Source organism: Aquibacillus saliphilus, assembly GCF_020404745.1.
GTDB lineage: Bacteria > Bacillota > Bacilli > Bacillales > Amphibacillaceae > Aquibacillus > Aquibacillus saliphilus.
In genome coordinates, this window is sequence record NZ_JAIZAP010000013.1 from 54,394 (window position 1) to 77,242 (window position 22,849).

Below are 22,849 nucleotides of genomic sequence, written 5' to 3' on the forward strand. Positions count from 1 at the left end.
TGGGTTTTTTTCAAGATTATCAGTCTTCAGTAATCCAGACTAGCATTTCTCCAGGTGTTCGATTACACCAAGCATAGTATGGAATTGCTTTAAATTGTATTGGAGATTTTTCATGTTCCCTTGTACTGTATAACTCGTCCGTCCAACTTGATTGATCAACCCTTAATGCTGAACCAGAAATAGTCACTATTCCTCCAAGTGTACTTGGTTCCTTATGTGCTTGAAGCTTTGAATCCCTAGGTAGACTTATACTCGGAAGATTCTTTCCATTATCAACTTCTTCTAAACAGTAAACAATCGGGCCTCTTTGTAGGGCAACTTTCCCTGCGTTTTCTCGCACTTTAGGATTTGCTCGTACTTGTTCAATTGCCATAGGGAGTAACAACTCAATCTTATCTCCCTTTTTCCATGATCTGTTTAGATAAGCATAACCATTATTAACAACAGTTTCGACATCAATAACTTCACCGTTCACTTTTAACTCTGGCGCCTTACACCAATTAGGAATTCGTAAGGCAACTGAAAACTTACTCTCGTTTTCTGGTGATATTGTTAGAGATACTTTCTCATCCCACGGATAGTCAGTTTCTTGTACGATCGTAACGGATTCACCTTTTATATCCACATTTGTTTGACTTCCTACATATAAATGAACAAATAATTCACTTTCTCCCTGTGAGTATATATAATGCCCGATGGATGAAATCATTCTGGCAAGGTTGGGCGGACAACATGCACAGGTAAACCATTTCTGCCTAACAGGTTTTACATGTCTCTTCTCATGTCGAGTGGTAGCAACTGGCCATACTTCTAATGGATTCACGTAGAAAAATTTCTTGCCATCTAAATCCATTCCACTTATCGTTCCATTGTAAAGGGCACGTTCCATAATATCGGCATACTTACTATTAACCTCTAAGTTTAGCATTCGCTTTGCCCAAAATACTAAGGCAATCGAAGCACAAGTCTCTGTGTAAGACAAGTCATTAGGAAGATCGTAATCAAATGAAAATGACTCTCCAAATTCACTCGAACCAACTCCAGCAGTAATATACATTTGTTGTTTTGTCACGTTATCCCATAAGGTATCACAAACTTCTTTTAAAGAAGCGTCATTCGTTTTTTCAGCAATGTCTGCCATGGCAATATATAAATAGATGGCTCTAACCGAATGTCCCACTGCTTTATCTTGTTCTCTGACCGGAAGATGGCCCTGGTGGTACGTCTGGCTACCATTAAACCAAAATGGCTTTGTATCCCCGCGCTCTTCTTTTTCTAAATCAAAGTAATTTGGCTTTTGACCACGTTGATCAATAAAAAATTTGCTTAATTGTAGATATCTGTTTTCTCCCGTGACAGAATATAGCTTTACTAAAGCAAGCTCGATTTCCGGATGCCCTGGATACCCTTGTTGCTTTTCATTTTCACTTCCAAACATCTCAACTATATGATCTGCAAATTTACACATTATATCAAGGAATTTTCTTTTACCTGTTACGTTATAATAAGCAACAGCCGCTTCCATCAAATGACCCGCACAATACATTTCATGGTTGTCTCGGAGATTCGTCCACCTCAATCCTGGCTCTTTCACTATATAATAAGTATTTAAATAACCATCTGGTTGCTGTGCTCTTCCTAATAAATCAATCACTTCATCCGCAATCTTTTCTAGTGATGGGTTGGGATCATTTTCCAAACTAAAGGCAACTGCCTCTAACCATTTTGCCACATCACTATCCTGAAAAACCATTCCAAAATACTCTCCGCCTGATTCACCAGCCGCAATCTTGAAATTTTCAATAGCATGACTTGGTTCAGTGTCCGGTAACTTATCATTTAAGGCATCCCACTGATAAGGAATTACCTCATCTCTTACAACTTTCATATACGTGCGCCAAAATTCATCGGTAACTTTAACTTTTTCAATGCTTCTCATAAGTCCTTCACCTCATTTTAAATTTTATTTCGGAAAAAAATACATCAAAAAGAGTATCCCTTCATGATGTATTCTAGGTGTGCGTTAGTTAAAAGCCGGGTATTGGGTTGTTTATTTAACAGTAATTGTAATAAGTGCCTTCTTGGTCGATGTATCGACTTTTTGCCCCGGAACCCCGAAGTAAGGTGTTCCGTCATTATTCCAAAATAAACGTTGAACTCTAGCATGACGATTGTGATCGTAAAGTGGATTCCCTTCTATCTCTTTATATGGACGAGCATGGTAAACTAAAAGATCTGTTTTTCCATCTTCAGCAACTGTAAAGCTATTATGCCCAGGACCATATTCACTTGTTTCTTCACTTGAAACAAAAACCGGTTCTTTCGTTTTAGTCCAGCTTGCCTGATCTAATAAATCACTATCTTCAGAAGCAGTTAATAATCCCATTACATAACGGTCATCTGTCGCACTAGCGGAATAAGCAATAAAAACCTTGCCATTTCTATTAATCATTGCCGGACCTTCATTTACATAAAATCCAGCTTGTTCCCACTTATATTCTGGTGTCGCTAATAATATTTGTTCTTTAATCGTCCACGGATTGCTCATTTGGGCAATATATAAATTAGATATTGTATCGTTATCTACCTTTTGAGCCCAGACTAAATACCTTTTACCTCTATTTTCAAATGTGGTCGCATCTAATGAAAAACTCTGAAATTCAGTATTTATTTGACCTTTCTCAATCCAGTTTCCTTCAAGTGGGTTGTCCGTATCTGTTTCCAATACATATGGACGTATCTCCCAAACATCATCTTTTTCACCAGCAGCAAAGTAGATATACCACTTACCGTCAATATAATGAAGCTCTGGTGCCCAAATATGTTCCGACATAATCCCTGATTCGTGTCTTTCCCAAATTACTGTTTCAGGCGCATCGGTAAGACCTGCTATTGTCTTTGCTCTGCGTAGCACAATCCGGTCATATTCCGGATATGAACCAGTGAAATAATAATATCCGTCAGTATGCTTATAAATGTACGGATCCGCTCTTTGCTCAATTAATGGACTTGGATATTCCTTATGCTCTATTTTTCCTTCTAATTGAAAAGATCCAGGTGTATTTAGCTGTTCAGAGACTATTTGATCCCATGTAACATTCAAATTAGCATCTATACCATTAATAAACTCCACTGTTACCGTTTCAGGTAAATTCGGCTTTGTGCCAATGCTTGTCTCTATTTCAAGTTCGTTAACTACTTTTATTTCCATTGCTGAATCATCCTCTTTGTTATTATTTACAACAAGTAGATTAAATGCTACCGCAACAATAATTACTAGAAGCGAGCTGATAAGTAGTTTCATCGAACATACAACTTACTTACCATTAATCGCTAATGTTTCTAAAGGATACGTTAATAGATTTTTTTTCAATTCATTAATTAGCAACAAGCCTGTGCAACGATCTCTTAATTTAAAAGCTTCATTTAAACTTTCTTCTACTAAGGAAATAGGAATGCCTAAATCATCATGAGTTTGCGGTCCCCCAACTTTTTTTAACAGCGCTTTTATTTCGTCTGGACTTGGAAGTTCTTCAATAAAACCAGTTATTTTATCCCAATGTTTAATTAACTGTTCTTTATGCAACGAATCATCATCTAGTGTGTTAATATCCAATTGCTGCTGTAGTTTTTTATATAATTCCACTATAATCGCGGTTGTCACACCAACCTTCGCGCCATGTAGTAGTTGCTTTGAATCACTTTTTAAAAGATCCATTTCCCAAAAATGAGACAAATGGTGTTCTGCACCCGATGCTGGCCTTGAAAAATCAAGCACTAGCATTATTAATCCAGAATCAATTAAAGCCCGTATTAATATCTTGATTCCTTCATCGTCGCCATTTGAGATGCTATCTACATTCTTCACACATTCTTCCAAGCATTCTCTTGTCATCGCTTCCGCCAATCGATTGTATGGTTCATTTCCAACTAAGTTGGAAATATTCCAATCAAGCAAGGATGTGTATTTTCCTAATATGTCACCAAATCCAGCGGCAGTCATTTCTCTAGGAGCAGCTTTTAAAATATCTATGTCAGCAAATACAGCTATTGGGGATGCTGTTTGGATTGTTTGCTTCATTCCTCCAAGGATTAATGGAGCTCCTTTTGAAGTAAAGCCATCTACAGAAGCGGCGGTTGGAACAGATACAAAAGGTTTTCCCATTTTATGACCAACAAATCGAACAACATCATGAATAGTGCCAGAGCCAACCGCAATCAGTATATCCGCATCTTCCGGTGTTGCCACTAATAGTTGAACAAGTATCTGCTCATCTGCAATCACTTGACCGTGTTTATTTGGTTTTAACTTTATAAGTTTTGTTTCAATATTCGTTTCACTCAGCATTGTATCCAGTTGTTTTCCCGCAACTTCATTTGTATTATCATCGACAACTAGGATTGCTTTTTTTATTTTTTTAGAATTTAAGTAAGAAGGAACTAATTTTAATGCTCCGTTTTTAACTGTTATATCTGGAAAACTGACGTCTTTTGCCTCAACCTGTTTTGCTAATGTCGCAATCTCTTTTTCGATATTCATATAACCCCATCCCTCCAAAGGAAATTCAGTACATTTTAGGGACTTAGAAATATTAAAAATATCGGGAGATAGCAATCTCCCGACAAAACCTCCACACAAATCTATTACTCTGTTATATTTAACACCACTACAGACATTGGTGGAAGTTTAATATCAAGTACGTTTCTTTTAGCCTCAAAACCTGTAAATTCACCAGGTTTTACATTTTCAGGTTCTTCAAAGGTATTACGTGCATTCATTTCATTAGCTGAAAGAATTCGTCCCGATACTTCTTTTAGATTAATGCCACGTAAATCCATATCAAACGCCGCTTCTTTATCTTTGTCCAGATTACATAGACTGATATTGATTGACCCATCCTTCGCTTTTGAAGCAGATGCACTAACTTGCGGGAATGAATAATCGCCACTTTGGATTGAATCAACATCTATGTCAATTGCTAATTTTTCTGCATCTTGGTGTACTTTGTACATTTCAAATACATGATAAGTAGGAGTTAAAATCATTTTATCATTGTCTGTAAGAACCATCGCTTGTAATACGTTAACTGTTTGAGCAATGTTAGCCATTTGAACTCGATCACAATGATCATTAAAGATATTAAGAGAAATACCTGCAACTAAAGCATCTCTTATCGTATTTTGTTGATAAAGGAATCCTGGGTTTGTTCCAGGCTCTACATCAAACCAAGTACCCCACTCATCTACAATCATACCTACACGTTTTTCTGGATCATAGTTATCCATAATCGTACCGTGTTTGGTTATTAACGTATCAATATGAAGTGCCTTCTGCATCGTAATTGCCCATTCATCCTCTGTGAAATTCGTCGCAGACCCTTTACCTAACCAGAAGTCACCCGGAACTGTATAATAGTGTAAACTTAAACCATCCATTAGAGGGGCCGCTTCACGCATTAAAACTTCAGTCCAATTATAGTCATCAACATTAGCACCACCGGCAATTTTATAAATCTTGTTATCGCCATAGTTGCGGACGTATGTTTGAAAGCGACGATATAAATCTGCATAGTACTCTGGGCGCATGTTACCACCACAACCCCAGTTCTCATTACCAACACCAAAATACTTAAGGGCCCATGATTCTTCTTGGCCATTTTCTTCTCTCCACTTAGCCATAGGTGATTCTCCGTTAAATGTCATGTATTCAACCCATTCTGACATTTCTTGGACAGTGCCACTACCAACATTTCCGCAAATATATGGCTCAGTTTCTAACAATTCACACAACAACATAAACTCATGTGTGCCAAAGTGATTATTCTCTACAACGCCACCCCAGTGTGTATTTACCATACGCTTCCTATCTTCGTGAGGGCCAACACCATCTTTCCAATGGTATTCATCAGCAAAACAACCACCCGGCCATCGAAGAACTGGAATATTAACTTCCTTTAAGGCTTTTAGTACATCATTTCTGATTCCTTTTGTATTTGGAATTGGTGAATCTTCTCCAACCCAGATTCCTTCGTAGATACATCTACCTAAGTGCTCTGCGAAATGACCATATATATTTTTATTAATTATTCCTTGTGTTACATCTCCATTAATAATTACTTTGTTTCCCATTTCAATTCCTCCTCTGGCATTTACAAATATAGGTTCTTTACTTTTAAATCTTCGGAGTTGATAGAAAATGCGACGTAACTGCTATGTTGATTTCCGCTCCGGACAGTCGCTTTCCGCGGGCAACGCTTCAACTTCCTCGGAAGAAAACCGCTTCCTGTGGGATTTTCAGCTGCTCCTGCGGTTACTCGTCGCACGAAGAGCTTTGTTGCTTTTCCCGCAGGAGTCGACTGCCCTCTGCTCCAAACAACTAGTTATTGTGTAAATCAATCAAGAGATTTCAATTGACAAACCACTTTAAAAGCGGAGGAAATACACGAAGACTCCTGCGGGAGGAAAGGCATAGATGAGACCCCGCAGTGCGAAGCACGAGGAGGCTCAGCAGCCACCCGCGGAAAGCGAAGTGTATTGCCGCAGCGCTGACATAGCACTCATCTTATAAAGAATATAAATGGAAATTAACTCAGCAGTTACGTCGTAGTCTATCGAAAATCACTGGTTAAGAATCAATATTCAAAATAGCAACAAATATTTTAGGTGAGACGAGTAGCCGCAGTCTCATCCCTTTAGAAAGTAGTCTAAAAATAAAAGTTCTGGTATAGACTTTCATCTTGTTAGTTCAAGATCACAGAAATCAAGCTTGTCTTATTTTCATCTACTCGAATCCAACTGTATCCTATTGAATTAATTTGCCTTGGCGAAAAAAATAAAGCGTTTACAACTATTACCAAAATTTAAAACGCTTCAAAAAAATCTTATACACCAAACTTATACGGACGTGTTTTTACCATATTTTTAAAATTCATACGTATATTATTAATATTTAAAATCACAAACATGTTCGTCAAGTAATCTTCCTTGAAATAGAAAGTACTAAAAGGCAACCAAAATGGACATAAAAAGTGAAGATTATGTCCCAAATGTGGTGTATTAAGGTCTTACTCTATCCAGCCGAGGTGTTATCCACTTTGGAGAATATTTGCATAGAGAACCACATACACAAAAGAGAAACAATACTAAACGAAAAAAACGGAATAATTCCTGGATAACTTAACGAAAGATACATTGTCAGAACAATAACAAAGCCACTAACAATAGTATAGTGAATCTTAGTTAATCCAATAATTATTGCGTTTTTAATATGTTGAACTATTGAAGCCTGATAATGCGTAAGTAATGGAAATGACCAAATGACCACAATGATATAGAAAAAGAGTAGCAGATAAAAAGCAAATGGAATAATAAAAAATATATCCTCCGCCGAATTTATAATTACCCGATAGTTCAGATAAAGCAAGCCTCCAATTACAGATAAGAGCCAACCTAGTTTATTCGCACCAATGAATTCTTGACGGTATATCTGTTTGAAAGTCCTCCATATCTTAATATCGTGTTGACCCATAATCCATTTTCTGGACACACCAAGAGCTGCCACTGTAGCTGGAAAGACGCCCCCTATTACAAAACCCATTAAAGAAAATAAAATCCAGAGTACATTAACAAACGCCAATCGCATTATCCACTGTAAAATAAGATCAAGTGATGTTACTATCTGTTTACCTTTCATGATGCCAAACACCTCTTTACTTCCATTGAAGACAAGTAATCCCCCGCCCTCATCTAATTAGGCAGGGGTTAGTAACTCATTTTAAATACCCCTAACTTGTAAATCACGGTTATCTACTAGCTAGTTTTCTATTAACCTTTTACACCACCTACTGTTAGTCCAGCAACAAAGAACCGCTGGAAAAAGATGAACAAAATAATTACAGGGATGATTGTCATTACAGATCCGGCAATTAACACATCATAGTTATTACCATAAGGTGTTAATAATGTAGCTAAACCAATTGGCAATGTAAACATATCATTGGATCTTAAAACCAGTAATGGCCACAGGAAGTTATTCCATGCTCCTAATCCTTGTAAAATCGCCATCGCCGCAAGCGACGGAGCCATAAGTGGTAACATTATCTTGAAGAATATACCGTATTCAGTAGAACCATCAATTCTAGCTGCATCCATCAGTTCTTTAGGCAGACCTATTGCATACTGTCTAAAGAAAAAGACAGCAATTGGTGCTACAACCATTGGTAGAACAACAGCCGTATAAGTATTAATTAATTGCAAGCTTATCATTAATTGGTATAATGGTAGCATTAAAATTTCAAACGGAACCATTAATATAAATAATACTAGAAGGAAGAAAAAGTTTCTTCCTCTAAAATCATATACTGCTAATGCATAACCAACCATCGATGAGAAAAACAGCGATAGAACTATCGTAACTGCCGTTATTACTAAACTATTGCCATACCAACCCCAATATTGTTCTGCCTGTGTAAATATATACGTGTAGTTATCAAGGTTAAGTGTGCTCGGATCAAAGACTAAACTAATCCCATTACGCATTAACTCTGATGACGGCCTAAAAGACGAAAGCAGCAAACTTAAAATCGGGAATAGAGCTATCAAACAAATAATTGTAAAACTTATATTGGCTATCCATCTTAATACAGGATTTCGATTCGTGTTTTTCTTCATCTATTCGTCCCCCTTTTTGAAGGCTCCGGTCAGAATCAACTGAATAAAACTAACCACAAAAATAATTAACATTAAAACAACACCTATTGCTGCACCAAATCCCATGTCATTTTGTTGAATACCTTGTTGATAAATATAACCAACTACAGTTAAACCAATATTACCTGGTGAGCCCGCTTCCCAAAATACGAAACTTTCCTCAAACATCCTAAAACCATTAATAATTGAAATCGTAACAACAAAAATCGTAACCGGTTTAAGAAATGGAAGTGTAACAAATAAGAATTTTTTAAACATAGTTGCCCCGTCAATTTCGGCTGCTTCATATAGTTCCTTTGGAACATTTTGTAATGCTGCAAGGAAATATAATATATTTACACCCATCCATTTCCAACAAGCAAGTAAAACCATTAAAAACATTCCTGACCATGCATTATATCTCCACTCCACAGATTGTAATCCTAACCAATTGAGAATCTGGTTAGCAGCTGCTGTATCCGTTTCCCCGAACATTAATCGGAAAACCATACCTGCAACGATTGTTGAAGCTAACGCAGGAACAAACAGTGAAGCTCGGAATATCGTTTTAAATTTTACAAATTTAGAATCTAAAAGAACCGATAATATAATAGGAACTACTACCAAAATAACTACAGTTAAAATAACATAAATCGTCGTATTTGATAGCGCTTTATAAAAAGTTGGATTTGAAATTCTTGAATAGTTGCTCATTCCGATAAACTCGATTTGACCGGGTAAAATACTCTGGAAACTCATTATTATTGCTCTAATTGTTGGATAAAAAGAGAGAACTAAAAATGAAATGATAAACGGTGAGATGAACACATATGGCGCTACACTCCTAGAGTTTAGAAATTTCATGAACTTATTAGGACCTTTAGCAGGCGAAAGCGCTCGTCCTGTTTCTTTGGATGTTTCTAACATAAAAACCCCTCCTTAGGAATTGCTTTTTAACATAAGGGGCAGGAGATTCACCTACCCTTATGTACAATATATTGTTACAAGTTATTATTAAGCACTTCTAAGTTCATGATTTTTTCAAGCGAATCACATTCCAAGAGGTTTTTGTTAGTCTCGCCTCTAATATTCCATTGTCGAAAGTCGATTCACCGTTACCATGTGGGGCCACCGCTTGACTGGTAGCTGTGTTAACTGCTTTTAGATTATCATTTTCAAGCACAATATGTTCTACTAAACGATAACCTTCAAAGCTTCTCGCATCAGTTGATACCGTAATAGCCTCTTCTAAGTTTTTGTTAACCATGAAGATGGTAACCTCTTCTTTTTCTTCATTGTAAACAGCAGCGCTGTCAATGTATGGAACGTCAGTGAAATCCTTACTGTCATACTTTGGAGAAGAAAGAACTGTTTTAAGTGATATGCCTCTTCCATATACAGAAGTATGCATGTATGGGTAGAAAATTGTTTGTTTCCAAGAACGACCATTATTTTCAGTCATAATTGGGGCAATTACGTTAACTAGTTGAGCAAGACAAGCCATCTTCACTCGATCGGCGTGCTGCAAGAAAGTAATTAGCATACTACCAACCAAAAGTGCATCCTCAAAGTTGTATTGATCCTCTAATTGAGGAGGTGCTACAGTCCAAGGCTCGATTTTCTTATCGGAATCTTTTGAATGATACCAGACGTTCCATTCATCAAAACTAAGGTTAATAGACTTTTTACTGCGGTGTTTCGCCTTAATATAATCACAAGTCGAAATGACTGTTTTAATAAAGTGATCCATATCCATGTTGTTAGCCAAATAGTTAGCCGAGTCATTTGTATAATTACCATAATACTGATGAAGCGAGATGTAATCGACTTCCTCATATGCAATATCTAATGTAGTTGCTTCGTATTCAGGGAAAGTCGGCATCGCTGTGTTCGAACTACCGCAAGCTACTAATTCTATCGTTGGATCTACTAATTTCATAGCTTTTCCAGTTTCCTTTGCTATTCTTCCATATTCATAGGGTGTCTTGTGACCAACTTGCCACGGTCCGTCCATTTCGTTACCAAGACACCACGTTTTAATATTATGAGGAGTTTCATAACCATGTGATCTTCTTAGGTCACTCCAATAAGTTCCACTTGGGTGATTCGTATATTCCAATAAATTTCTTGCAGCATCAATTCCTCTAGTTCCTAGATTTACTGCCATCATCACTTCAGAACCTACTTTTTTGGCCCAATCAGCAAATTCATTTGTACCTATTTCATTTGTTTCTATCGTTCTCCACGCAAGTTCTAACCGTTTCGGACGATCCTTTTTTGGACCCACTCCATCTTCCCAGTTGTAAGCAGAAACCATATTTCCACCAGGGTACCTTACGATCGGCACTTGAAGTTCTTTAACTAACTCGATAACATCCTTACGAAAACCTTGTTCATCAGCTTCGGGATGGCCCGGCTCATATAAACCTCCATAAACAGCACGACCTAAGTGCTCAATAAAGGATCCATAAATCCTCTCATCCACTTTAGCAATTTGATAGCTTTTGTCCAATACCATTTTTCCTTCTAATTTTGCCATTTCAAAAACACTCCTTTTAATTATTGAAAATTATAAAAATTAGACTTAGTTTTCTGCAGATTGAACTTTGAACTTAGGATTTTCTACTGCAAGCACCTTTTTGTATCCGCTTTCAAATTGATTTAAAAAAATAATTTCACATTGACCATAGCTTGAAGCTAGCTATAATTCTCCTAATTTTGTGAAATTCAAAATTACACTAACTAAGAAAAATGCATTGTACGAACATATGATGGTAATACATGTTGAATTAATCAATCGTACGTATAAGTATTAATAATTCGATTATATATAACATTGAAGACTTTTTCAATATGTTTTTTGTTAACGCTGTCATTTTTTGAACCTATATTTTCACTTTGGTGTTATAGCTAATTTAATGAGTTATTTACGAAAGGATGCCAGTAACTGCTCGCATCCTGTTTAATGATTTCTTTGGAGTTCAACTTAAATTAATTATATTCTCATTATTCGTTTAACTTTTTGGTGGAACTTCTGGTAATTAATTCAGGATCGAATACTACCGACTCTACTTTTTCATTTGTCTTCCTCGTATTACCATTCTGGTCTTTAATCAAATTAAGGATCATTTGCGCTGCGGTTTTACCCATTTCGCTTTGTGGATGCTCGACAGTAGTTAGCTTAACTTCTGATACTTTAGCTAAAAATGAATTATCAAATCCGACTACAGAAATATCGTTTGGAATTTTTAAGTTTTTTTCACGTAACACATCAAGTAGCTTAATGGCAAGTTCATCATTATAGCACACGATTGCTGTTGGCTTGTCACCATTAAAAAGCTCGATCATCTTTCTTAATTCTTGTACAGGTTTTATGTGTTTTTCGCTAGTATTATATGTCACTATATTAGTTGGATTAATTGAAAGTCCGTGTGAACGATGAGCTTTAATATATCCTTTCATTCGTCTAGTTCCTTGTATGTCATCCGTTTTAAAAAATCCAAGTATATTTTTGTGTCCAAGATTAATAAGGTGTTCTGTCTGAGTGAATCCTCCCTTTTCATCATCTAGCACAATACTTAACGGTTCTAATTCATCGTAATAGGAGTTAATCATAATATAAGGAATATTATGGCGCTCCAAATTCAAATAATAATTTATATTTGGATTTGACAGTGCGCTCTTTGTAGGTTCAATAATCACACCATCAAAGTGTTGTGTTAAAATCGTCTCTAGGAACCGTTTTTCATTTTCGTGATCATTATTAGTACTAAACAAACTTACATTGTATCCATGTTCACTCAGGTAAGACTCTGCCCCTCGAATAATCGAAGGAAAGATATAATCAGAAATATAAGTAGTAATGATTGCAATGTTTTTTTGGTTGACTCCGGTTAAACTCCCTTCTTCTTTTGTCCTGTCAGCACAAAAGGTACCGGCACCTTGTTCCCGGTATAACCACCCTTGATTAACAAGATCACCTATAGCAAGTCGGACAGTATGCCTACTAACTTCAAATTGTTTCATTAATTGACTTTCGGAATTAATTTTTTGATGTGGTTGGAAAGTTCCATCTAAAATTTTAGATTTAATTGCTTGTTTCACAATATTATATTTTGTTTGCATGTTAACACCTCAACTATAATCTCTTGACTTGATGGATTTGTTCGTATCATTTTTCATCCTTAATTATATCACTCTTACCTGTAACTTCACTATTTATGTTAAAAAAATAACACAGAGTTTTACGTTTTGTAATTCTCTGTGTTATTTTTATTAACCTATCTCCAAACAGCTTCATTCCATTTCAATTCATTCCTGAACTGTCTTGTGTTTGTATCCTTATCAATAACAACACATTCAATCTGAGCCATCTCGGCAAAATCGCTAAGTTGTTCTGTAGTTACCGAAAAAGAGAAGACGGTATGGTGTGCTCCACCAGCATAAATCCATGACTCAGTAGCCTCACTTAATGATGGCTCTGGTTTCCACAAAACTTTGGCTACAGGTAGATTTGGCGTTTCGATTTTTGGTTGTTCTGCCTTCACTTCGTTTATTACAAGACGGAATCTACCACCCATTTCGACCAATGAAGCATTAAGTGCATCTCCACCTCTACCATCAAACACTAAACGAGCTGGATCTTCTTTCCCACCGATACCAAGCGGATTCACAACAATTTTAGGCTTGGTCGCTGAAACTGTTGGACAAATTTCAAGCATATGTGAACCAAGTACCATTTCATTGCCTGGCTCCAAATGATACGTATAATCTTCCATAAATGAAGTACCTTCGTTTTTAGCAATCACCTTCATCATGCGAAGCAATGCCGCAGTTCGCCAATCACCTTCACCAGCAAAACCATAGCCCTCTGCCATCAAACGTTGTGCAGCAAGACCAGGTAGCTGTTTCATTCCGTGTAGGTCTTCAAAATTTGTTGTAAAGGCATTATAGCCTCGTTCTGATAAAAAGGATTTTAAACCTAGTTCAATACGAGCTTGTTCGAGAATCGAGTCTCGTACAGGTCCAGCTTCAGATGCCTCAGCCGGTAAATCGTATAAGCTAGTGTATTCCTCAAATAAGTCTTCAACTTCTTTGTCTTTGAGTTTATTCATCTCTTCAACTAAGTCACCAATACCATAGTAGTCTACTGTCCAACCTAGTTTGATTTGAGCTTCTACTTTATCTCCATCTGTTACAGCAACATTTCTCATGTTGTCACCGAAGCGCGCAACACGGATGTTCGTGCCTTCTGTGAATGCTACAGCTGTGCTCATCCAGTTTCCAACCTTGGTTAACACATCTTGATTTTGCCAATGACCAACGATTACTCTACGCGGGATATTCATACGCGTACCAATAAATCCATATTCACGGTCTCCATGAGCTGATTGATTCAGGTTCATAAAGTCCATATCTATTTCTCCCCAAGGAATGTCACGGTTATATTGGGTATGCAAATGCATTAACGGCTTTTGGAGTGAGCCAAGTCCTGATATCCACATTTTTGAAGGAGAGAATGTGTGCATCCAAGTGATTAATCCTGCACAATTGTCATCCAAGTTCGCCTGTAAGCTAAGCTTTCTAATGTCTTTCGCTGTTGTTAAAACCGACTTAAACACTATCTTATAAGAATAATCTCCAGCTTGGTTCAACCCTTCAACAATTTCTCTTGAGTGGTCTTCAACCTCTTTTAAAGTATCATCACCATACAAGTGCTGACTTCCAGTTACAAACCAAAATTCATAAGGCTTTATCGATAACATATATTTTCCTCCTATGATATTAGACTAGTTTTTTAGACTGATAGTTAAGATCAATTAATTCACTTCAGATTTTTTTCGAGGCTTCATTACGCGAGTGAAACCACAACAGTTTGGCCTAATTTTGTTCCATAATTAATCTAATTCAATTTATTTTTGTCCATAATAAGCATTTGAGCCATGTTTTCTCAAGTAGTGTTTATCCAATAACGCTTGATCCATTGGCGGAGCTTCCGGATTTATTTGGTACGTGCGTAAAGCCATCTTCGCTACTTCTTCTAACACAACAGCATTATGAACCGCTTCACTAGCATTCTTTCCCCAATTAAACGGAGCGTGACTATGAACAAGCACACTAGGGATTTCATGAGGATTAATATTATTGAATGTCTCAACAATTACATTTCCAGTTTCTAATTCATACTCACCTTGAATCTCTAATTCTGTCATTCTTCTAGTACAAGGTACTTCACCATAAAAGTAATCTGCTTGTGTCGTGCCTAGTGCAGGTATTGGTTTACCTGCCTGCGCCCAACTTGTTGCCCACGGTGAATGTGTATGTACAATCCCCCCTATACCAGGAAATTTTTTATATAGCACTAGATGCGTTGCCGTGTCAGATGAAGGCTTTAACTTCCCCTCAACAATATTCCCATTTAAATCTAGCACCACTAACTTATCTACTGTTAATTCTTCATAATTAACGCCACTCGGCTTGATAACCACTAAACCTGATTCCTTGTCAAAACCGCTTACATTTCCCCAAGTGAAAGTTACTAAACCATGATTCGGAAGAGCTAAGTTGGCTTCTAGAACTTGTTTTTTTAATTCTTCCAACATTAAGTAATCACACCTTTCTTTTTTTCTATTTATTCTTGTACGTATATTAATTTTATTTAATTTTATATTAATACAATTTGTACGTACATTCAATAAGTAAGTATGCTTTTTTATATATTCATTTCAAAAACAATCATTAAATACCTAGTTAACCCCTATTTAAGTCTAATTCTACCTATTTATTTTAATCATTCACTAGCAATTAATTCGTTGGTTTTATATTGTATTTGAAAAAATTCCATACAAGTTTACTGATAGTAACAAATTTTAATTTGGGCACTATTTTAGTGTTATTCTATGCTAGCAGTTACATTAATTTAGCAAAGGTAACCTAAAATGTCAACGCTTTCATTTTGGGTGTTGTATTATAATCAAGTAAGAAAGAGGATCGCAGGAAGTGTAAGTAGTTCCGATACTGTGGAGAAAATGAGAAAAAACAGTGTGATAATTACACCAAAAAATCAGTTTAAATAGTAGCCAAAAACGCTTGGAGATTAAAATGTCCAAGCGTTTCGTTTTTATATTGTCTAGTTCAACTAAATGCCATCTATTTTAAGAAGTAAATAACCGTTAACGAGAATAAAGAACCTTAAAAGATATTAAATAAACGATTAGACCAACTACTGGTATCGAAGCCGTTGTAAACATAGGATACCAAACATAATCAAGGAAATAATTTGGAACGAACATATATGAACCGAGAATTAGAAACGAATACAATAATACAAAAACGAATGCAAAACGTACTGATTTTCCAGTTATTTCCACCGACCGTTCATCTGAGGCATCATATTCAGGGAGGATATAGTCCTCCACTTTTGCTTGTTTATTTTTTTTCATAACAAGTAGCTGAAGCACATTAAGAATGACTAATATTATCGTTATGACAACAAATATTTGTCCCGCCTGATTACCAATATTTACGGAAAATCCATCAATATATCCCCTTCCCAATAACTCAAAATACTGCTCTACTCTAACAAATTCATAAACCATAACAGCTAGTGAAACATAAAGCAAAGACCTTAATATAACTGTAAAATATAATTTCATTTTTCTTACTCCCTTTTATAAAAGATTTTTTCTATTGGTTCATTAAAGACTTCCGCAATATTCATAGCGAGCAGTAACGAGGGAACGTAGCTCCCTTTTTCCAATGAAACAATCGTTTGCCTGGTTACGCCAATCTTTTTAGCCAGTTCTCCTTGTGTTAGATTGAATTTAGCGCGTAATTCTCTTACACGGTTAACAAGCAATTAAATCACTCCCCAACTTTTCCCTACTCCTAGTGTAAAGTTGACTTGTCATTTTGTCTAGTAAACTTTACTTTTATTTTTTGGTGAACCTTAGAATTCCCTCAAAAAAACTGTACCATCTCCATTCGGTACAGTTTGGAATATACATTTTTCACTATCCTGCTAAAGGGGTTACTCGCTTAGTTTAGCGAGCTATCTTAGAAAGATTATATCCTTTAAAGTAAGTTAAACTTTTATCTGTGTTACCTATTCTTTATGCGTCTGTTAATTTTTCCGTTAGGGATTTATACGGAAGACAGAAGAGTATTCAGCATCATTCTTTAATAATTGTACAACCTTTTCTGCCGTTTTATTCTCTGGTTTGATAAACAGCATTGCCAAATTTGTTCTTTCTAAATTAACACCCCGAATAACAACCCAATTAGCACCCTAATTAACATACTAAAAAACCGATTGACAATAGCTGTTGTCAATCGGTTTTTTAGTATGTTATTTTAATGCGATTACATATGTTAACTATACATAAACATTGTTATAACAGTATTTAAAGGTGACCTAATTACTATGCGGTTTGGTCATCCATTTGGAGTGATATTTTAAATTTTCTCCACCGAAACGGAATTGCTTTCAGGAAGTGCTACCTTTTTCTTATTTTTATTCATCCTTATGTTTGTGCATTCCATGATGCTTATCCCATTTTGGTATAAATCCATCTTCTTCGAGTTTTTTGTGATACTTATCTAAATGGTCTTTCATTTCCTTCCCATCCGCTTCACTTAACACGCCTAACTCGACATATTTATTGATGACACCAATCCTTTGGTTCATTAAGTCTTCATGAAGTGTTTTTAGTTCAGCTAATTGCTGCTTTGTTAGCTCAACCTCATTAAACTCCATTTTCGATTTATGAACGGCTTCTTCCTCAGCTTGAATCTGTGAAGATTCTGCTGTAAGTATCCCGATCAAAAGCACTAGGGATAATAATTTAACAATAAATGTTTTCATACTTTCACCCTTTCCAATTTTCTATCCTTAATTTTTACAACTGGAAAGAGTTCTATTCATATGAAAGTTATTTCATTTATGCTATTATTTTCGAACATTTACTATCGTCCTACCTTGCGCCTTCGCTTGTAATAGATTAGCTAACGTATCTGGTAATTGTTCTAGAGTAATTTCCGTTGAGAGATATTCTTGTAAATATAGAGGCTTTAATTCCGTTGCCATCCTCTGCCATAATTGTTGTCGAAGTGGCAATGGACAGTAAGCAGAATCAACTCCAAGTAGAGAAACTCCTCGTAGAATAAATGGAAAAACTGCAGTAGGGACGTCGGTTCCACCAGTTAGACCACTGACCGCAACAGCTCCACCATAATCAATTTTACTAAGAATTGACGCTAATGGGTGCCCACCAACTGAATCAACAGCTGCAACCCATTCTTGTTTATCCAGTGCCCTAATCTTTTCTTGATAGACATATTCACGCGAGACAACTTCTTTTGCACCAAGTTTATATAAAAAGTCATGTGCGCTTTCTTTACCTGTACTTGCCACAACATGATAACCTAATTTATTTAGCATAGCTACCGCCATACTGCCAACTCCACCCGTTGCACCAGTTACTAATACTTTTCCCTTTTCAGTTGTTAAGCCAACTTCTTCTAAGCGATGGATGGAGAGTGCAGCAGTAAATCCCGCAGTTCCAAATATCATTGATTCCTGTAGTGTCATCCCTTTTGGTAAAGGCACAATCCAGTCTGCAGGAATAGAGGCATATTCACTATAACCTCCAAAATGTGATACTCCAATCTGGAAACTGGTAGCAATTACTTCGTCACCAGGTTTAAATCTTTTATCCTTGGATTTAACAACCACACCAGCCAAATCAATTCCCGGAATAAATGGATACTCTTTTACAATTGTGCTGTTTGCTACACTTGCTAATGCATCTTTGTAATTAACACTTGAATAGTGAACTTCAATCAATACTTCTGAATCTGGCAATTCTTCCAACGAAAGCTTTTCTACTTGAGCAGAAAACCTCTCTCCGTGTTTATCTAAACGGAATGCTTTAAAAGATTCTTTCATTTTATGTACTCCTTTCAGGTAATTACGTAGTGCAAATTCATGCACTACGTATTAATAACAAACTTAACATCCTCATGCTGATAAATTAATTCAAAGTCAATATTATCTACTAGATTTGTGTATAGATCTTCTGGCGAGTACCAAAGATAATCGTTCTCTAGCTTGTAGCCTGCACCATGAAAGTAGCTTATCCAGATTAATTTAGAGCAATAGATATATTCCCATGGTTCTTCTAATGATTGTGATAAGTTCATTGAAAAAACAGGCTCTTTCAGTCCTTGCTCTAAATTATCGTTATATTTCGCTAAATAATCCACTGCATATTGTACAGCCGCTTTCCCTTTTTTAGTTGATCTAGGTCTAAATTGTGCATGAACAGGATGTTTATCCAGAAATTGTTGGATTGTATCCTTTCGAATTGCAGGATGTCCTCCGGGTGATTCAATTAAGTGTTCCTTATCAACAACGAGTGCAGAATGGCCCATATAACCTGTCATTAGTTGGTTAAGGTTGTCACTAGCAACCAATATATCTCCTGGTTTAAATTTCCGTTCCCGATTAACCGAATTAAAATAGTATTGTTCGCCGATTGCAGTTGGACCATTTCTATCCATCAAATAAGCTACTATCATTAATCTATTAGGTGAAGACCGCTTGTTTGTCTGCAAGTAGAATGTATCACCTGTTGTAAAAGTTGCTGCTAATTTGTGATCCAAATAAATTCCTAAATAATCATACGGCAAATTGGTCAGTGTCCTTATTTTGACCAATTCCCGCTGTTGTTCGACCGAAAAATGCCTCACCATGATTACCACCGCCCATCATCAATATATTCATAGGCAGTGAAAATTGTTAAAAAGTTTTAACTTACTTTTTTACGAGTCACCTTTTCTTTAATTGCTACAAACCACTTTGCTTTGTATATTAAATCAAACGCTGTACTTATAATTATTCCATGGAGGACAACTCCTAAAATAGTTAAAATTACGATGATTATATGGCCAAACGTTGTCGTTGGATCAAAGTCACTTTGACCGAAGAATATTAATGACATTAGACTACTAAGTAATGCCTGCCAATAACTGGTCAGAGATGGTTCGACTAAGTACAGTGGAAAGATTAAAATAAATACGATAACACCAGTTACTACTAGAACTAACCGGATATGCCGTTTTTTTAGAACTTTAATGAATGGCATCGTATAATACTTAGTGATTGTTTTTAATCTCAACAAGTGTAATAGCCGGGCAATTCTAGCCATTTGGAACAGAGCATCCAAAGGAATTACAGCAATTACTAACAATGGATTGCTTTTAATAAATTTCCACTTATTTTCACTTCGGTATAGGCGATAGATAAAATCGATAAAAAAGATACCCCAGGTAAACCAGACTATATAACTATCGTAGCCTGTATTATTCCATAATGTTGCGACTGATAGGGCAGCCAACAGAATCATGAATAGTTCATAAATTGTTTGCTTATTAACTGAAAATTTCATATATACCCTCTCCAACAGATTACACTTCTTATGCATCTCTTTACACAAATATAATATGGTTCCATTATAAATAAGTATCCGCAGTATTAACAGTTAAGATATTTATCATTATGGAATTATCTATGAACTACAATGGAATATAACGATTCAACAATCCAAAAATTGTTTGTTTATCTAGTCTACTAAACATTCCTATCATTTCAATCAGTATGATTAGTAGTAATAGTCTTTCAATCACCTAAAAAAGTAGTGCTCCTAAATATTTAGAAGCACTACTTTTATTAAGATACGTTCATTTCAGAAGTATACAGTTGACTACCTTTTTCACGCTTAGCCAGCTTAACTAACAAGTAAGTGATTGGCGTGTCGACAACAGCTACGATGAATTTGAAAACGTACTGAGTCGCAATCATTCCAAGTAATACTGATGTCGGTACTGTTCCCAAAAAGGCAATTGTTATAAAAATACTTGTATCAATCAATTGGCTAGTCATCGTAGACAGATTGTTCCTTAACCATAGTTTCTTTTCGCCGTGTTTTTCTTTTAGGCGATGAAATATAGAGACATCTAAGTTTTGACTAACGACGTATGCCGCTAAACTAGCAAGCATGACACGGAAGCTACCACCAAGAATAGTTTCAAACTCGGCTTGCAAGCCAAATACTGGTGCTGCCGGTAGTTGTATAGCAATAAATACAAATAACAGCGCAACAACTTGAGTAATGAATCCTGCTTGCACAGTTTTTCTGGCAGCTTCTTTTCCGTAAACTTCACCAATAACATCAGAAACTAAATAGGTAATGACGTAAACAACTGCAGCAGCAGGTAACATAAACTCACCAATACTAAATAGTTTCACACCTAAAATATTTGATACAATCAATAAACCTACAAATAACGCATTTAAATAAATAAACATTTATTTTCCTCCCCATCCCTTTCGGAGAAATCCTCTGCTAACCCTCTACCTATTATCAATTTTTTCAGGATACATATCGTGATTCATCATTCGGTGATCTGCCATTTGTTCAAATTTCGTACCTGGTTTACCATAATTACAGTAAGGATCAATAGATATTCCACCACGAGGAGTGAATTTGCCCCATACCTCAATATAGCGCGGGTCCATTAACTCGATTAAATCATTCATTATTATATTCATGCTGTCTTCATGAAAATCACCATGATTTCTGAAGCTAAATAAATATAGTTTCAATGCTTTACTTTCCACCATCTTTTGATCCGGGATATAGCTTATATATACAACTCCAAAATCAGGCTGGCCTGTTTTTGGGCATAGTGTTGTGAATTCAGGGCAATTAAATTTTACAAAGTAATCCCTGTTCGGATGTTTGTTATCAAATGCTTCTAAAACCTCTGGTGCATAGTCAAAAGAATATGTTGTTCCTTGACTACCTAGTAGCGAGAGGTCTTTAAGATCTTCATCTTTTCTTCCTGGCATGGTATTTTACCTCCCTTTATATAGTTACTATTTACGATAGACAAACAAAAAGACCACGCCCCCTAAGGGACATAGTCTATAGATCACATAATATGTCCTTAGTTTTTTATAGAGGGTTTAAGCTAAGAACCTCTGCTACATATGTGTAATTTATAATACTCGATTTATTATATAGATGGTCAATCTAGATGTCAATCAATTTTCTAGTGACACCATCACATTTCATAAAATGTTAGAATAGTAATAACAACTCTAAAGGTAAAGGAGGGTGCATTCTATGTATATGATTGATTACCACCATCATACTGATAATTCATTTGACTCAAGAGCAAGAATGGAGGATGTTTGCCAGCATGCTGCCTGGAAAGGGATTAAAGAGATTTGTTTCACCGAGCATTACTCCGTCAATCCCTTAGCCCCAACTTATGGGCACATGGATTTCAATAGATATTTCGGACACATAAATGATTGCCGAGAAAAATATCAAAACTCGCTTATAATTAAAGCTGGTATCGAATTATGTGAGCCACATTTAATGAAGGATGAATATAACGAGGCTCTATTAAATAAAGAATTTGACTTTGTTCTTGGTTCAGTACACAACGTCGACAATCAAAAATTACGGATTTACTTGAAAGATAAATCAGCATATGATGCTTATTCTGGTTATTTTAATGAATTGTATCAATTAGTATCTCATGCAGATATAGATATTCTTGCACATTTTGATTTAATGAAACGGTATGCCGTTAAAACTATCGGCAATTACCCATTTACTAGTTTCAAAGACTTAATTGCAGCTATCCTAGAAAAAGGAATTGAGAGAGGGATTGGAATTGAAATCAACACCTCTGGTTTAAACAGTAGACTGCTAGGAGAAACCTTACCTTCACTTGAAGTACTCAAACTCTATAAGGATCTTGGTGGTGAATTGCTTACTATTGGATCCGACTCACACCGAGCGAACACGGTTGGTTCATACATGGATGACGCTATCCTATTAGCAAAACAAGCTGGTTTCACTCATTTATATATTTATGACAAAAGGAAACCTACAGCAATTGAGATTAATTGAAATCATTCGTTATTAATAAATAAAAGTGAGCCAATACAGAAATTGTACTGACTCACTTTCTTGTCGCAGTTGATAGAAACTGCGACGTAACTGCTATGTTGATTTCCGCTCCGGACAGTCGCTTTCCGCGGGCAACGCTTCAACTTCCTCGGAAGAAAACCGCTTCCTGCGGGATT

Annotated in this window: 20 protein-coding genes and 1 riboswitch; of the genes, 1 reads left to right on the top strand and 19 read right to left on the bottom strand. The window is 36.2% G+C overall.

Going from position 1 to position 22,849, the window contains the following annotated elements:
- Positions 1–19: 19 nt before the first annotated feature.
- From LD272_RS13860 to queF, 19 genes are all read right to left on the bottom strand, one after another.
- Positions 20–1,939 (bottom strand): glycoside hydrolase family 127 protein, encoded by a 1,920-nt coding sequence (locus LD272_RS13860; protein ID WP_226037210.1) that lies wholly within the window; start codon positions 1,937–1,939, stop codon positions 20–22.
- 111 nt (positions 1,940–2,050) lie between these two features.
- Positions 2,051–3,304, bottom strand: coding sequence for a family 43 glycosylhydrolase (locus LD272_RS13865; RefSeq protein WP_369413983.1), 1,254 nt, complete (start codon positions 3,302–3,304; stop codon positions 2,051–2,053).
- A 12-nt stretch (positions 3,305–3,316) separates the two neighbouring features.
- On the bottom strand, positions 3,317–4,540 hold the full coding sequence (locus LD272_RS13870) for a sn-glycerol-1-phosphate dehydrogenase (protein ID WP_226037211.1): 1,224 nt from the start codon (positions 4,538–4,540) through the stop codon (positions 3,317–3,319).
- A gap of 104 nt (positions 4,541–4,644) precedes the next feature.
- Positions 4,645–6,129 (bottom strand): alpha-N-arabinofuranosidase, encoded by a 1,485-nt coding sequence (locus tag LD272_RS13875; RefSeq protein ID WP_226037212.1) that lies wholly within the window; start codon positions 6,127–6,129, stop codon positions 4,645–4,647.
- Positions 6,130–7,069: 940 nt separating this feature from the next.
- On the bottom strand, positions 7,070–7,693 hold the full coding sequence (locus LD272_RS13880) for a YesL family protein (RefSeq protein WP_226037213.1): 624 nt from the start codon (positions 7,691–7,693) through the stop codon (positions 7,070–7,072).
- A gap of 131 nt (positions 7,694–7,824) precedes the next feature.
- The gene (locus tag LD272_RS13885) at positions 7,825–8,670 is read right to left on the bottom strand and encodes a carbohydrate ABC transporter permease (RefSeq protein WP_226037214.1); all 846 of its coding nucleotides are present in this window, start codon (positions 8,668–8,670) and stop codon (positions 7,825–7,827) included.
- Positions 8,671–9,615, bottom strand: a complete 945-nt coding sequence (locus tag LD272_RS13890; RefSeq protein ID WP_226037215.1) for a carbohydrate ABC transporter permease — start codon at positions 9,613–9,615, stop codon at positions 8,671–8,673.
- Positions 9,616–9,718: 103 nt separating this feature from the next.
- The gene (gene arfA / locus LD272_RS13895; protein ID WP_226037216.1) at positions 9,719–11,227 is read right to left on the bottom strand and encodes an arabinosylfuranosidase ArfA; all 1,509 of its coding nucleotides are present in this window, start codon (positions 11,225–11,227) and stop codon (positions 9,719–9,721) included.
- 467 nt (positions 11,228–11,694) lie between these two features.
- Complete coding sequence (locus LD272_RS13900) at positions 11,695–12,813, bottom strand: GntR family transcriptional regulator (RefSeq protein ID WP_226037217.1); 1,119 nt, start codon at positions 12,811–12,813, stop codon at positions 11,695–11,697.
- Positions 12,814–12,968: 155 nt separating this feature from the next.
- Positions 12,969–14,453: an L-arabinose isomerase gene (gene araA / locus LD272_RS13905; RefSeq protein ID WP_226037218.1), complete on the bottom strand. Its 1,485-nt coding sequence runs from the start codon at positions 14,451–14,453 to the stop codon at positions 12,969–12,971.
- A gap of 147 nt (positions 14,454–14,600) precedes the next feature.
- On the bottom strand, positions 14,601–15,290 hold the full coding sequence (gene araD, locus LD272_RS13910) for an L-ribulose-5-phosphate 4-epimerase (protein ID WP_226037219.1): 690 nt from the start codon (positions 15,288–15,290) through the stop codon (positions 14,601–14,603).
- A 570-nt stretch (positions 15,291–15,860) separates the two neighbouring features.
- Entirely contained in the window at positions 15,861–16,343 is a 483-nt protein-coding gene (locus LD272_RS21770) for a hypothetical protein (RefSeq protein WP_255639758.1), read from the bottom strand.
- A gap of 5 nt (positions 16,344–16,348) precedes the next feature.
- Positions 16,349–16,546 carry a helix-turn-helix transcriptional regulator gene (locus LD272_RS13920; RefSeq protein WP_226037220.1) on the bottom strand — a complete coding sequence of 66 codons (198 nt, stop codon included), beginning with the start codon at positions 16,544–16,546 and terminating at the stop codon, positions 16,349–16,351.
- A gap of 654 nt (positions 16,547–17,200) precedes the next feature.
- The gene (locus LD272_RS13925; RefSeq protein ID WP_226037221.1) at positions 17,201–17,551 is read right to left on the bottom strand and encodes a DUF2680 domain-containing protein; all 351 of its coding nucleotides are present in this window, start codon (positions 17,549–17,551) and stop codon (positions 17,201–17,203) included.
- A gap of 84 nt (positions 17,552–17,635) precedes the next feature.
- Positions 17,636–18,634 (bottom strand): acrylyl-CoA reductase family protein, encoded by a 999-nt coding sequence (locus LD272_RS13930; RefSeq protein WP_226037222.1) that lies wholly within the window; start codon positions 18,632–18,634, stop codon positions 17,636–17,638.
- A gap of 44 nt (positions 18,635–18,678) precedes the next feature.
- Complete coding sequence (locus LD272_RS13935) at positions 18,679–19,437, bottom strand: hypothetical protein (RefSeq protein ID WP_226037223.1); 759 nt, start codon at positions 19,435–19,437, stop codon at positions 18,679–18,681.
- A 59-nt stretch (positions 19,438–19,496) separates the two neighbouring features.
- Positions 19,497–20,135: a hypothetical protein gene (locus LD272_RS13940; protein ID WP_226037224.1), complete on the bottom strand. Its 639-nt coding sequence runs from the start codon at positions 20,133–20,135 to the stop codon at positions 19,497–19,499.
- A 281-nt stretch (positions 20,136–20,416) separates the two neighbouring features.
- The gene (locus LD272_RS13945; protein ID WP_226037225.1) at positions 20,417–21,055 is read right to left on the bottom strand and encodes a queuosine precursor transporter; all 639 of its coding nucleotides are present in this window, start codon (positions 21,053–21,055) and stop codon (positions 20,417–20,419) included.
- A 45-nt stretch (positions 21,056–21,100) separates the two neighbouring features.
- On the bottom strand, positions 21,101–21,598 hold the full coding sequence (gene queF / locus LD272_RS13950) for a preQ(1) synthase (RefSeq protein ID WP_226037226.1): 498 nt from the start codon (positions 21,596–21,598) through the stop codon (positions 21,101–21,103).
- Between the two features lie 92 nt (positions 21,599–21,690).
- Positions 21,691–21,737: riboswitch (PreQ1 riboswitch) on the bottom strand.
- Between the two features lie 138 nt (positions 21,738–21,875).
- Between queF and LD272_RS13955 the strand changes: the two genes are divergently transcribed.
- Entirely contained in the window at positions 21,876–22,673 is a 798-nt protein-coding gene (locus tag LD272_RS13955) for a histidinol-phosphatase HisJ family protein (protein ID WP_226037227.1), read from the top strand.
- The last annotated feature ends 176 nt before the right edge of the window (positions 22,674–22,849 follow it).

Coding starts and splice junctions, on each gene's coding strand:
- LD272_RS13890 (WP_226037215.1), bottom strand. CDS start 9,615: ATGTTAGAAACATCCAAAGAAACAGGACGAGCGCTTTCGCCTGCTAAA.
- LD272_RS13875 (WP_226037212.1), bottom strand. CDS start 6,129: ATGGGAAACAAAGTAATTATTAATGGAGATGTAACACAAGGAATAATT.
- LD272_RS13930 (WP_226037222.1), bottom strand. CDS start 18,634: ATGAAAGAATCTTTTAAAGCATTCCGTTTAGATAAACACGGAGAGAGG.
- LD272_RS13940 (WP_226037224.1), bottom strand. CDS start 20,135: ATGAAATTTTCAGTTAATAAGCAAACAATTTATGAACTATTCATGATT.
- LD272_RS21770 (WP_255639758.1), bottom strand. CDS start 16,343: ATGAAATTATATTTTACAGTTATATTAAGGTCTTTGCTTTATGTTTCA.
- LD272_RS13900 (WP_226037217.1), bottom strand. CDS start 12,813: ATGCAAACAAAATATAATATTGTGAAACAAGCAATTAAATCTAAAATT.
- LD272_RS13860 (WP_226037210.1), bottom strand. CDS start 1,939: ATGAGAAGCATTGAAAAAGTTAAAGTTACCGATGAATTTTGGCGCACG.
- LD272_RS13880 (WP_226037213.1), bottom strand. CDS start 7,693: ATGAAAGGTAAACAGATAGTAACATCACTTGATCTTATTTTACAGTGG.
- LD272_RS13945 (WP_226037225.1), bottom strand. CDS start 21,055: ATGTTTATTTATTTAAATGCGTTATTTGTAGGTTTATTGATTGTATCA.
- araD (WP_226037219.1), bottom strand. CDS start 15,290: ATGTTGGAAGAATTAAAAAAACAAGTTCTAGAAGCCAACTTAGCTCTT.
- LD272_RS13870 (WP_226037211.1), bottom strand. CDS start 4,540: ATGAATATCGAAAAAGAGATTGCGACATTAGCAAAACAGGTTGAGGCA.
- arfA (WP_226037216.1), bottom strand. CDS start 11,227: ATGGCAAAATTAGAAGGAAAAATGGTATTGGACAAAAGCTATCAAATT.
- queF (WP_226037226.1), bottom strand. CDS start 21,598: ATGCCAGGAAGAAAAGATGAAGATCTTAAAGACCTCTCGCTACTAGGT.
- LD272_RS13865 (WP_369413983.1), bottom strand. CDS start 3,304: ATGAAACTACTTATCAGCTCGCTTCTAGTAATTATTGTTGCGGTAGCA.
- LD272_RS13885 (WP_226037214.1), bottom strand. CDS start 8,670: ATGAAGAAAAACACGAATCGAAATCCTGTATTAAGATGGATAGCCAAT.
- araA (WP_226037218.1), bottom strand. CDS start 14,453: ATGTTATCGATAAAGCCTTATGAATTTTGGTTTGTAACTGGAAGTCAG.
- LD272_RS13955 (WP_226037227.1), top strand. CDS start 21,876: ATGTATATGATTGATTACCACCATCATACTGATAATTCATTTGACTCA.
- LD272_RS13925 (WP_226037221.1), bottom strand. CDS start 17,551: ATGAAAACATTTATTGTTAAATTATTATCCCTAGTGCTTTTGATCGGG.